This window comes from Micromonospora sp. WMMA1996, from assembly GCF_002573675.1.
GTDB classification, from domain to species: domain Bacteria; phylum Actinomycetota; class Actinomycetes; order Mycobacteriales; family Micromonosporaceae; genus Micromonospora; species Micromonospora sediminicola.
Genome location: NZ_PDHU01000010.1, coordinates 1 through 11,318, shown reverse-complemented (window position 1 = coordinate 11,318; position 11,318 = coordinate 1). Strand labels below are relative to the sequence as shown.

11 protein-coding genes are annotated in these 11,318 nt (G+C 73.3%); 5 read left to right on the top strand and 6 right to left on the bottom strand.

The genetic code is table 11. The features are described from left to right. Positions 1 to 14: 14 nt before the first annotated feature. From tal to pgl, 5 genes are all read left to right on the top strand, one after another. On the top strand, positions 15 to 1,193 hold the full coding sequence (gene tal / locus COO58_RS29540; RefSeq protein WP_091577232.1) for a transaldolase: 1,179 nt from the start codon (positions 15 to 17) through the stop codon (positions 1,191 to 1,193). Positions 1,194 to 1,317: 124 nt separating this feature from the next. Further along, positions 1,318 to 2,892 carry a glucose-6-phosphate isomerase gene (locus tag COO58_RS29535; protein ID WP_098748187.1) on the top strand — a complete coding sequence of 525 codons (1,575 nt, stop codon included), beginning with the start codon at positions 1,318 to 1,320 and terminating at the stop codon, positions 2,890 to 2,892. 50 nt (positions 2,893 to 2,942) lie between these two features. Next, positions 2,943 to 4,457, top strand: a complete 1,515-nt coding sequence (gene zwf, locus COO58_RS29530; RefSeq protein WP_098748185.1) for a glucose-6-phosphate dehydrogenase — start codon at positions 2,943 to 2,945, stop codon at positions 4,455 to 4,457. After that, entirely contained in the window at positions 4,454 to 5,470 is a 1,017-nt protein-coding gene (locus COO58_RS29525) for a glucose-6-phosphate dehydrogenase assembly protein OpcA (protein ID WP_091573404.1), read from the top strand. Before zwf ends, COO58_RS29525 begins: the two co-directional genes overlap by 4 nt. Before the next feature lie 67 nt (positions 5,471 to 5,537). Continuing rightward, on the top strand, positions 5,538 to 6,308 hold the full coding sequence (pgl, locus tag COO58_RS29520; RefSeq protein WP_098748183.1) for a 6-phosphogluconolactonase: 771 nt from the start codon (positions 5,538 to 5,540) through the stop codon (positions 6,306 to 6,308). Between the two features lie 65 nt (positions 6,309 to 6,373). Here the strand turns inward: pgl and COO58_RS29515 are convergent, their stop codons facing one another. The 6 genes from COO58_RS29515 to whiA form a co-directional block, all read right to left on the bottom strand. After that, on the bottom strand, positions 6,374 to 6,718 hold the full coding sequence (locus COO58_RS29515; RefSeq protein ID WP_091573402.1) for an RNA polymerase-binding protein RbpA: 345 nt from the start codon (positions 6,716 to 6,718) through the stop codon (positions 6,374 to 6,376). A gap of 130 nt (positions 6,719 to 6,848) precedes the next feature. Continuing rightward, positions 6,849 to 7,109 carry a preprotein translocase subunit SecG gene (gene secG / locus COO58_RS29510; protein ID WP_091573401.1) on the bottom strand — a complete coding sequence of 87 codons (261 nt, stop codon included), beginning with the start codon at positions 7,107 to 7,109 and terminating at the stop codon, positions 6,849 to 6,851. A 95-nt stretch (positions 7,110 to 7,204) separates the two neighbouring features. Next, complete coding sequence (gene tpiA, locus COO58_RS29505; RefSeq protein ID WP_098748182.1) at positions 7,205 to 7,996, bottom strand: triose-phosphate isomerase; 792 nt, start codon at positions 7,994 to 7,996, stop codon at positions 7,205 to 7,207. Beyond that, positions 7,997 to 9,190 carry a phosphoglycerate kinase gene (gene pgk / locus COO58_RS29500; protein WP_091577230.1) on the bottom strand — a complete coding sequence of 398 codons (1,194 nt, stop codon included), beginning with the start codon at positions 9,188 to 9,190 and terminating at the stop codon, positions 7,997 to 7,999. 5 nt (positions 9,191 to 9,195) lie between these two features. After that, positions 9,196 to 10,200, bottom strand: a complete 1,005-nt coding sequence (gene gap, locus COO58_RS29495; protein WP_091573399.1) for a type I glyceraldehyde-3-phosphate dehydrogenase — start codon at positions 10,198 to 10,200, stop codon at positions 9,196 to 9,198. A gap of 264 nt (positions 10,201 to 10,464) precedes the next feature. Next, positions 10,465 to 11,318, bottom strand: an 854-nt coding sequence (whiA, locus tag COO58_RS29490; protein ID WP_141561969.1) for a DNA-binding protein WhiA, incomplete at its 5' end; no start/stop codon positions are given.

The following is an 11,318-nucleotide window of genomic DNA, read 5'->3' as shown; positions in this document are numbered from 1 at the left end:
GGAGCGTGGACGGCATGACGGACAGGCTGAGCGAGCTCCAGAACGCCGGGGTGGCGATCTGGCTCGACGATCTTTCCCGGGTACGACTGACCTCCGGCGGGCTGGACAAGCTGCGCCGGGAGAGCCACGTGGCCGGCGTGACCACCAACCCGACGATCTTCGCCAAGGCGCTGAGCGACGCCGACGAGTACGACTGGCAGCTGCGTGACCTGGCCATCCGCGACGTGGACGTCGAGGAGGCGGTCCGCATGCTCACCACGTACGACGTGCGGTGGGCCTGCGACGTGATGCGCCCCTCGTACGACGCCAGCGCCGGCGTGGACGGCCGGGTGTCGATCGAGGTCGACCCGCGCTCGGCGCACGACGCGGACAAGACCGCCGCCGAGGCCAAGGCGCTGTGGTGGCTGGTCGACCGGCCGAACCTCTTCATCAAGATCCCGGCGACCGAGGAGGGCCTGCCGGCGATCACCAGGACGCTGGCCGAGGGGATCAGCGTCAACGTCACGCTGATCTTCGGCCTGGACCGCTACTCGCAGGTGATGGAGGCGTTCCTGGCCGGCCTGGAGCAGGCGCAGGCCAACGGGCACGACCTGTCGAAGATCGGCTCGGTCGCCTCGTTCTTCGTCTCCCGGGTCGACAGCGAGGTGGACAAGCGGCTGGAGAAGATCGGCTCCGACCAGGCGAAGGCGCTGCGCGGCAAGGCCGCGGTGGCCAACGCCCGGCTGGCCTACGAGCGGTACGGCGAGGTCTTCTCCTCCGCCCGCTGGCAGAAGCTGGCCGACGCCGGCGCCCACCCGCAGCGCCCGCTGTGGGCCTCCACCTCGACGAAGAACCCGGACTACCGGGACGTCATCTACGTCGAGGAGCTGATCGCGCCGGGCACGGTCAACACCATGCCGGAGCCGGTCATCCACGCCTACGCCGACCACGGCGAGACGCAGGCCGACACGATCACCGGCGCGTACGACGACGCGCGGCAGGTCTTCGCCGACCTGGAGTCCGTCGGTGTCGACCTGGCCGACGTGATCGCCACCCTGGAGAAGGAGGGCGTGGAGAAGTTCGAGGCCAGCTGGCTGGAGCTGCTCGAGGGGGTCAAGAAGTCCCTCGCCGAGGCGGCCAAGGGCGCGGACCGCCCGCACCGGGCCGCGGGGGACAACGCGCAGGCCGCCCAGCAGGCCGGCGGGAACGCGTGACCGACGGCGTCCGACGCGTCCCGGGGTCCCGCCCCGGGGCGCGTCCCGCCGCCGTACCGTGGAATCGATGAGGTGAGGACGTGAGCGCGAGGAGCGAGCCGCGTCTGCGGGCCGGGGTGGCACCGTGAGCGACCTGTTGGCCGGGCCGGCGGACGTCGCCGCCGGCCTGGCCGTGCACGGCGCGGACGCGGTCGACCGGTCCGCGCGCGCCGCGCTGGTCGCCCACGACGTCCCCGCGCGGCTCGCCGCCCAGGACCCGGCCCTCTGGGGCCCCGGGGCCGAAGCGGCGGCGCGCACCCGGCTCGGCTGGCTGGACACCCACTGCCGCAGCCGCGACCTGCTCCCCCAACTCGCCGAGTTGACCGCCGAGCTGGGCGACCTGGACCACGTGGTGCTCGCCGGCGACCCTGACCTGACGCTCGCCGCCGAGGTGATCGCCGGCTGCCTGGGCCGGCCGCTGACCGTCCTCGACACCGCCGATCCGGGCCCGGTCCGCGCGGCCGTGGCCGACCGGCCGGCGCGTACCGTGCTGGTGCTCGCCGGACGGCACGGCCTGGACCGGACCGCCGACGCGCACCTGCGGGTCTGGCGGGCGGCCTGGGACGACTCCGGCCCGGAGGCCGCCCGGCACGTCGTGGTGGTCACCGCGCCCGGCTCCCCGCTGGAGGCGCTCGCCGACGAGCTGGGCGCGGTGGTGATTCCGGCCGATCCGGAGGTGGCCGGGCACTGGACCGCGCTCACCGCGTTCGGCCTGGTTCCGGCGGCGCTCGCGGGCGCGCCGGTGATCGAACTGCTGGACGAGGCGGCGGCGCTGGCCGGCGCGCTCGACCGGGACCGGGACAATCCCGGCCTGGCCCTGGGCGCGGCCCTGGCCGGGGCGGCGGAGCACGGTCGGGCCACCGTCGCGCTGGTGCCCGACGGCACCGGCCTGGACGGGCTGCGCCACTGGGCCGCCGCGTTGCTCGCCGCCGCCACCGGCGGGCGCGTGCTGCCGGTGGCGGCGGAATCCCCCGACGCTCCCGGCGCCACCGGGGCGGGCGTGCTGACGGTCGGCCTCGGCGGGGCCCTCGGCGCGGGCGTCGCGCCCGGCGTCGACGCCGACGTCGCGGTCAACGGTCCGCTCGGCGCCCACTTCCTCACCTGGGAGTACGCCGCGGCGATCGCCGCCGTGGCGCTGCGGGTCGACCCGTTCGCCGAGCCGGCGGACCCGGCCGGCGACGACGAGCCGGCGCCGGACGCCGGGCCGCCGTCGTCCGTCGAGGGCGCGATCGAGGTGTACGCCCCGACCGGCGCGCCCGCCGACCTGGCCGGCGCGCTCCGCTGGCTCTGCGCCGGGCTGAGGGAGGACGAGCACCTCGCGGTGACCGCCTACCTCGACCGGCGGGCCGACGCGGCGGTGACCGGGCTGCGCCCGCTGCTGGCCCGCACCACCGGTCGACCGGTCACCCTCGGGTGGGGGTCACGTCGCCCGGGCGCCACCGACGCGCGCGGCCGGCACCTGCTGATCACCGGTGCGGTCACCGATGATCTGCCGGTGCCCGGTCGCCCGTACACCTTCGCGGAACTTCAGGCGGCCCGGGCCGCCGGCGACCGGCGGGCTCTGGCCGGCCGGGAGCGACCGGTGCTGCGACTGCACCTGACCGAGCGGGCGGCGGGCGTCGCCCAACTGCTGGATACGGCCGGACGGACACGCACGTGACGATCAATGACCTGGAATCAGCCGACCGAGATGCAGGAGGAGGTGGCCCGGTGAACCCACTGCGCGACCCCCAGGACCGGCGGCTGCCGCGGATCCCCGAGCCGTGCGCCCTGGTGATCTTCGGGGTCACCGGGGACCTGGCCCGGAAGAAGCTGCTGCCGGCGGTCTACGACCTGGCCAACCGGGGGCTGCTGCCGCCCGGTTTCGTGGTCCTCGGCTTCGCCCGCCGGGACTGGGGCGACGGGGACTTCGAGTCGGTCGCCCACGACGCGGCCAAGAAGCACGCCCGCACCCCGTGGCGGGAGGAGGTGTGGGCCCGGCTGGCCGGCAACATCAAGTTCGTCGGCGGCTCGTTCGACGACGACGCCGCGTTCGACCAGCTCGCCGGCACGCTGGACGAACTGCGCGACTCGCACGGCATCGCCGGCAACGCCGCCTTCTACTTCTCCATCCCGCCGGCGGCCTTCCCGGTGGTGCTCAAGCAGCTCGCCCGCACCGGCATGGCGGACAACGCGAAGTCCGGCGGCTGGCGTCGGGTGGTGGTGGAGAAGCCGTTCGGCAACGACCTGCCGTCGGCCAAGGCGCTCAACGACCTGGTCGACGACGTCTTCACCAGCCAGGACGTGTTCCGGATCGACCACTACCTGGGCAAGGAGACGGTCCAGAACATCCTCGCCCTGCGGTTCGCCAACAACCTGTTCGAGCCGCTCTGGAACTCCAAGTACGTCGACTCGGTGCAGATCACCATGGCCGAGGACGTCGGCATCGGCACCCGGGCCGCGTTCTACGACTCCGTCGGCACCGCCCGCGACGTGCTCCAGAACCACCTGCTCCAGCTGCTCGCGCTGGTGGCCATGGAGGAGCCGACCAGCTTCGACGCCGACGAGATCCGGGCCGAGAAGCTCAAGGTGCTCAAGGCCATCACGGTCCCCCGGGACGTCTCCCGGGACACCGTGCGCGGCCAGTACCTGCCCGGCTGGGTGGGCGGCGAGCGGGCCAAGGGCTACCTGGAGGAGGAGGGCGTCCCGGAGGGTTCCACCACCGAGACGTACGTGGCGGTGAAGCTGGGCATCCAGAACCGGCGCTGGGCCGGGGTGCCGTTCTACATCCGGGCCGGCAAGCGCCTCCCCCGCCGGGTCACCGAGGTGGCCATCATGTTCAAGAAGGCGCCGCACCTGCCGTTCAACGCCGCGGACATGGAGTCCCTCGGCCCCAACCAGCTCGTCATCCGGGTGCAGCCGGACGAGGGCGTGGTGCTGAAGTTCGGCTCCAAGGTGCCGGGCACCACGATGGAGGTCCGCGACATCGCGATGGACTTCCAGTACGGCGAGGCGTTCACCGAGTCCAGCCCGGAGGCGTACGAGCGGCTGGTGCTGGACGTGCTCATCGGCGACCGGACGCTGTTCCCCGACGCCGCCGAGGTCGAGCAGAGCTGGCAGGTGGTCGACCCGCTGGAGCACGCCTGGGAGGGCACGACGCCGGAGCCGTACCGGGCCGGTGAGTGGGGCCCCCGGGCCGCCGACGAGATGCTGGCCGCCGAGGGCCGGGCTTGGAGAAGAGCATGATCGGGTTGTGGGACACCACCGGCAACGAGGTGGTCAAGGCGCTGGCCGCGGAGCGACGCAGCGCGGGCGGGGTGGCCAGCGGCATGGCGCTCACGCTGATCGTCGTGGTGGACGAGAAGCGGGTCCGGGAGGCCGAGGCGGCAGCCACCATCGCCGCCGCCGCGCACCCCTGCCGGCTGCTCGTGGTGGTCCGCTCCGACGTCGAGCGGGACCGCAACCGGCTGGACGCGGAGATCGTCGTCGGCGGCCGGCTCGGGCCGTGCGAGGCGGTGGTGACCCGGATGTACGGCCGGCTCGCGCTGCACGCCGAGTCGGTGGTGATGCCGCTGCTGGTGCCGGACGTGCCGGTGGTGACCTGGTGGCACGGCGAGCCGCCGGAGGAGATCGCCACCGACTTCCTCGGCGTGGTGGCCGACCGGCGGATCACCGACTCCGCGCAGGCCGCCGACCCGATCGCCGCGCTGAAGCAGCGGGCCCACGACTACGCCCCGGGCGACACCGACCTGGCCTGGACCCGGATCACCCCGTGGCGCACGCTCGTCGCGGGCGCGTTCGACACCACCCAGGCCCGGGTCACCGAGGCGACGGTGGTGGCGCCGCGCACCGACCCCACGGCGGCGCTGATGCGCGGTTGGCTCAACGCCCGCCTCGGCATCGACCCGGCCTGGGAGCACACCGACGAGTTCCCCCGGATGCGGGAGGTGCAGCTGCGCTGCGCCAACGGCGACGAGCTGACGCTGACCCGGGACGACAGCATCGCCGTCTTCCGCCGCACCGGGCAGGAGGACCGGACGCTGCCGCTGGTCCGTCGGCCGCTCGGCGACGAGCTGGCCGAGGAGCTGCGCCGGCTCGACGCCGACCAGGTGTACGCCGAGGCGCTCGGCGCGGCGGCCGGCCTGGCCGGGCTGGACCAGCGCCCGGCGCAGCGGGTGCACGTGTGGAAGGACCCGGCCACCGCCCGACGGGCCGAGGCCGGCGTGACCGCGCACGCGGGCGCGACCGCGAACGAGTGACCGCCCGGACCGGGCGGTCGGACAGCACAGGTGACCGCCGCGGGGCGGTCGGACAGAGAGCACACGGATGACTGAGGCGAGTGTCGCCGTACACGCCGACCCCGACCTGCTGGCGCAGGCGGTGGCGGCCCGGTTGGTGGTGAAGCTGCTCGACGCGCAGGCCGAGCGGGGCCAGGCGTCGGTGGTGCTGACCGGCGGGCGGATCGCCGCGGCGGTCTACCGGGCGGTCGGGCAGCTGCCCGCCCGGGACGCCGTGGACTGGTCCCGGGTCGACGTGTGGTGGGGCGACGAGCGGTTCCTGCCGGCCGGTGACCCGGAGCGCAACGAGACCCAGGCCCGGGCGGCGCTGCTGGACGCGGTGCCGCTGGACCCGGCCCGGGTGCACCCGATGCCGGCGTCGGACGGTCCGGCCGGCGACGACCCGGAGGCGGCCGCCGCCGGGTACGCGCGGGAGCTGGCCGCCGCCGCCCGGCCGGGGCACGCCACCCTGCCCCACTTCGACGTGCTGATGCTCGGCGTGGGCGAGGACGGGCACGTGGCGTCGGTGTTCCCGGAGCACCCGGTGCACCACGACAACCGCCCGGTCAGCGCGGTGCGGGGCAGCCCGAAGCCGCCGCCGGTGCGGACCACGCTGACCCTGCCGGCGATCAACACGGCCGAGGAGGTGTGGCTGGTCGCCGCCGGGGCGGACAAGGCGCGGGCGGTGGGCATGGCGCTGGCCGGGGCCGGATCCCGGCAACTGCCGGCGGCGGGGGTGCGGGGTGTCTCCCGTACCCTCTGGCTGCTGGACCGGGCCGCGGCGGCCGACGTGCCGCCCCGCGCGCGCAGCCTGCGCTGAGCGGTAAGGAAGGGCCCCTTCTTAACGCCTCCGGTAGAGAAGGGGCCCCTTCTTAACGCCTGGGCTCAGGCGCGGCCGCGACGGCGGCGCAGCGCGGCGAGGGCTTCGGCGAGCAGCGCCTCCCCCTCCTCCGGCGTGCGCCGCTCCTGCACGTACGCCAGGTGGGTCTTGTAGGGCTCGGCGCGGGTGCGGCCCGGCGGGTTGCCCGGGTCGGGGCCGGCCGGCTCGCCGCAGCGGGGGCAGTCCCACGAGGCGGGCGTCTCCGCCTCGGCGGCGATCAGGAACTCGACCCGGTGCCCGTGGCGGCACCAGTAGACGACCGGCCGACGCGGCGCCGGTTCGGTGCGCTGGTCGAAACGCTCGGGGGCGGACCCGATCCGGGTGCCGCGGATGACGTTGTTGCTGGGCACGGTTGCTCGCTCCCTGTCGTCGGAGGGGACCGGCGCCGGAGGGGGTCGGCGCCGGGCGACGGGCGGAGAAACAAAACTGCGCGCGGTCCGTGACGGACCGCGCGCAGATTGTACGCTTCTCGGCGCTCGCTCAGGTGCCGCTGCTCATCTGGAGCCGGAGCCAGAGCCCGATCCCGACGATGCACGCGAACCAGACGATCCCCACCAGGACGGTGTAGCGGTCGAGGTTCTTCTCGGCCACGGACGAACCGGCCAGGCTGGAGCTGACGCCGCCGCCGAACATGCTCGACAACCCGCCGCCCTTACCGCGGTGCAGGAGGATCAGCAGGACGAGCAGCACGCTGGTGATGACCAGCAACGTGATCATCGTGTAGGCGAACCAGATCGGCATGGCGGGGGTCAGTCCTCTCGTTACGATCACTGCCCGGACCTGTCGGGCACAGCGGCACCGACCACTGGACGGGCAGCGTCAAGGATAGCGAGCGATCAGCGGGCGGTGTGCTCCGGGAACCGGCAGATCTTCGCGAACTCCTCGGCGTCCAGGCTGGCGCCCCCGACCAGGGCCCCGTCCACGTCCGGCTGCGCCATGATCGCGGCGACGTTCGAGGACTTGACCGAGCCGCCGTAGAGGATCCGGACCTGCTGCGCGGTGGCCTCGTCGTAGGTCTCGACGAGCCGCTTGCGCACCTCGCCGCACACCTCCTGGGCGTCCTCCGGCGTCGCCGTCTTGCCGGTGCCGATCGCCCAGACCGGCTCGTACGCCACGACGACCTTGGTGACCTGCTCGGCGGTGAGCCCCTTCAGCGCGCCGTCGAGCTGGTCGCAGCAGTGCGGCACCTGACGGAGCTGCTCGCGCACCTCCAGGCCCTCGCCGATGCACAGGATCGGGGTGAGCCCGTTCGCCAGCGCCGCCGCCACCTTCGCGTTGACCAGCGCGTCGTCCTCGTAGTGGTACTGCCGCCGCTCGGAGTGGCCGACCACCACGTAGCCGCAGCCCAGCTTGGCCAGCATCGGCCCGGCGATGTCACCGGTGTAGGCGCCCGACTGGAACGGCGACAGGTCCTGCGCGCCGTAGCCGATCAGCAGCTTGTCGCCGTCCACCGCCGTCTGCACGGTACGCAGGTCGGTGAAGGGCGGCAGCACCACGCACTCGACGTCGGTGAGCTGCTTCTCGTTCAGGCTCGCGGCCAGCTTCTGCACCAGCAGGTTGGCCTCGAGGTGGTTCAAGTTCATCTTCCAGTTGCCGGCCATCAGCGGCCGGCGGGTGGTGCTCGCCATTCAGTTCTCCAGGGCCGCGATGCCGGGGAGGGTCTTGCCCTCCAGATATTCCAGGGAGGCGCCACCGCCGGTGGAGATGTGCCCGAACGAGGACTCGTCCAGGCCCAGCGCCCGCACCGCCGCCGCCGAGTCACCGCCGCCGACCACGCTGAACGCGTCGGCCTTGGTGATCGCCTCGGCCACCCCGCGGGTGCCGTTCGCGAACGCCGCCATCTCGAACACGCCCATCGGGCCGTTCCAGAAGATGGTCTTCGCCTGCGACAGCGCGGCGGCGAAACCGGCCACCGTCTCCGGGCCGATGTCCAGCCCCAGCCGGTGGCTGGGGATGCCGTCGGCCGGCACGGTGTCGTGCGCGGCGTCCGGGGCGAAGGCGTCCGCGGCCACCACGTCGACCGGGAGCATGATCTTGCCCGGGGCGCGTTCCATCAGGTTGCGGCAGGTCTCGACCATGTCCGCCTCCAGCAGCGACGTGCCCACCTCGTGGCCCTGGGCCTTGAGGAAGGTGAAGCACATCCCGCCACCGATCAGCAGCCGGTCGACAGTGGGCAGCAGCGCCTCGATCACGGCCAGCTTGTCGGAGACCTTCGAGCCGCCCAGAACCACCACGTAGGGCCGCTCCGGGTCGCCGGTGAGCCGGCTGAGCACCTCCACCTCACGCAGCACCAGGCGGCCGGCGACGTGCGGCAGCCGCGCCGGCACGTCGTGCACACTGGCGTGCTTGCGGTGCACGGCGCCGAACGCGTCGTCCACGTACACGTCGCCGAGCGCGGCGAGCTGGTCGGCGAAGGCGCCCCGCTCGGTGTCGTCCTTGCTGGTCTCGCCCTTGTTGAAACGCAGGTTCTCCAGCAGGGCGACCTGGCCGTCGGCCAACTCCGCCACGGTCGACCGGGCCGAGTCGCCGACGGTGTCCTCGGCGAAGTGCACCGGGGCGCCGAGCAGCTCACCGAGCCGGCCGGCGACCGGACGGAGGCTGAACTGCGGGTCCGGCGCGCCCTTCGGGCGGCCCAGGTGCGAGCAGACGACCACCTTCGCGCCGGCCTGCACCAACGCGCTCAGCGTCGGCAGGACGGCGCGGATCCGGCCGTCGTCGGTGATCTCACCGGTCTGCTTGTCGAGCGGGACGTTCAGGTCGGCGCGCACCAGCACGCGCCGACCCGACACCCCCTCGGCGAGCAGGTCGTCGAGGTTGCGGATCCCTGTCACAGCGAGGAACCGACCAGCTTGACCAGGTCGACGAGGCGGTTGGAGTAGCCCCACTCGTTGTCGTACCAGCCGACGACCTTGACCTGGTTGCCGATCACCTTGGTCAGCGGCGCGTCGAAGATGCACGACGCCGGGTCGGTGACGATGTCGGCGGACACGATCGGGTCCTCGTTGTAGACCAGGACGCCCTTGAGCGGGCCCTCCGCGGCGGCCTTCAGCGCGGCGTTGACCTCGTCCACGGTGGTCTCCCGGCCGACCTCGACGGTCAGGTCGGTGGCCGAGCCGGTCGGGATCGGCACCCGCAGCGCGTAACCGTCCAGCTTGCCCTTCAGCTCCGGCAGCACCAGGCCGATCGCCTTTGCGGCGCCGGTCGAGGTCGGCACGATGTTGAGCGCGGCGGCCCGGGCCCGGCGCAGGTCCTTGTGCGGCGCGTCCTGCAGGTTCTGGTCCTGCGTGTACGCGTGGATGGTGGTCATCAGACCCTTGGTGATGCCGAACGTGTCCTGCAGGACCTTGGCCATCGGGGCCAGGCAGTTCGTGGTGCAGGACGCGTTCGAGATGATGTTGTGCTTGGCCGGGTCGTACTGGTCCTGGTTGACGCCCATGACCACGGTGACGTCCTCGTTCTTCGCCGGCGCGGAGATGATGACCTTCTTGGCCCCGCCGTCGATGTGCGCCTTCGCCTTGGTGGCGTCGGTGAAGAACCCGGTGGACTCGATGACGACGTCGACGCCGAGCTCGCCCCACGGCAGCTTGCCGGGGTCCTTCTCCTCGAACACCTTGATGGCCTTGCCACCCACGGTGATCTCGTCGGCGCTGGCCTTCACCTCGTGCGGGAGACGGCCCAGGATGCTGTCGTACTTGACGAGGTGCGCGAGCGTCGCGTTGTCGGTCAGGTCGTTGACCGCCACGATCTCGATGTCAGCGCCGGACGCCAGCACTGCCCGGAAGAAGTTACGGCCGATCCGGCCGAAGCCGTTGATGCCAACCCGGATGGTCACAGGTCCCATCTCCTCGCGTTCTGGTCCGCCGGCGTCGGAGCCCGGCCGGCGGAGATTGTTCGCCGACCGGTGGAGCCGGCCGTTGACGGTTCATCTCGGCCACCCCGCCGCGGTCCCAGGAGACCAGACCGCCCGAGGCGGTGAGCACGGCGAGGGATGCCTTTGCCGGCCCCCTTGCCGTACGCAGCGACCTTATCCGAGCGCGCGCCGCCGTGCTGCGCCGGGTGGTGATCCCCCTCGCAGCTCGACGCCTCACCGGTCCTATCAGACCACGAGCATGTCGGGCGTGACGGCCGCTTCCGTATCCGGGATGCCCAGGTCGCGGGCCCGCTTGTCGGCCAGCGCGAGCAGCCGGCGGATCCGGCCGGCGATGGCGTCCTTGGTCAGCGGCGGCTCGGCGAGCGCGCCCAACTCCTCCAGGGAGGCCTGACGGTGCTCCAGCCGCAGCCGCCCGGCCGAGGTCAGGTGGTTGGGGGCGTCGTCGGCGAGGATCTCCAGCGCCCGGGTGACCCGGGCGGCGGCGGCCACCGCGGCGCGGGCCGAGCGGCGCAGGTTCGCGTCGTCGAAGTTGGCCAGCCGGTTGGCCCGGCGGACCCGACGCTCCTCCCAGGCCAGCACGCTGGAGTGCGCGCCGATGCGGGTGAGCAGCGCGGCGATCGCGTCGCCGTCCTTCACCACCACCCGGTCCACGCCGCGCACCTCGCGGTTCTTCGCGGTGATGCCGATCCGGCGGGCGGCGCCGACCAGCGCCAGCGCCGACTCCGGACCCGGGCAGGTGATCTCCAGCGCGCTGGAGCGGCCCGGCTCGGTCAGCGAGCCGTGCGCCATGAACGCGCCCCGCCAGGCCGACACCGCGCAGCACACGTTGGCCGCCACCACGTGCGGCGGAAGGCCCCGCACCGGGCGGCCGCGCACGTCCAGCAGGCCGGTCTGCCGGGCGAGCGCCTCGCCGTCCTTGACCACCCGCACGATGAAGTGGCTGCCCTTGCGCAGGCCGCCGGAGGCGAGCACGTGGATCTCACTCGGGTAGCCGTAGACCTCGGCGATCTCCCGCCGCAGCCGGCGGGCCACCGCGCCGGTGTCCAGCTCCGCCTCGACCACGACGCGACCCGACACGA

What these genes read in the sequence shown, in the direction of transcription:
- tal (WP_091577232.1), top strand. Translation starts at nt 15, where the DNA reads ATGACGGACAGGCTGAGCGAGCTCCAGAACGCCGGGGTGGCGATCTGG.
- COO58_RS29525 (WP_091573404.1), top strand. Translation starts at nt 4,454, where the DNA reads ATGATCGGGTTGTGGGACACCACCGGCAACGAGGTGGTCAAGGCGCTG.
- pgl (WP_098748183.1), top strand. Translation starts at nt 5,538, where the DNA reads ATGACTGAGGCGAGTGTCGCCGTACACGCCGACCCCGACCTGCTGGCG.
- secG (WP_091573401.1), bottom strand. Translation starts at nt 7,109, where the DNA reads ATGCCGATCTGGTTCGCCTACACGATGATCACGTTGCTGGTCATCACC.
- tpiA (WP_098748182.1), bottom strand. Translation starts at nt 7,996, where the DNA reads ATGGCGAGCACCACCCGCCGGCCGCTGATGGCCGGCAACTGGAAGATG.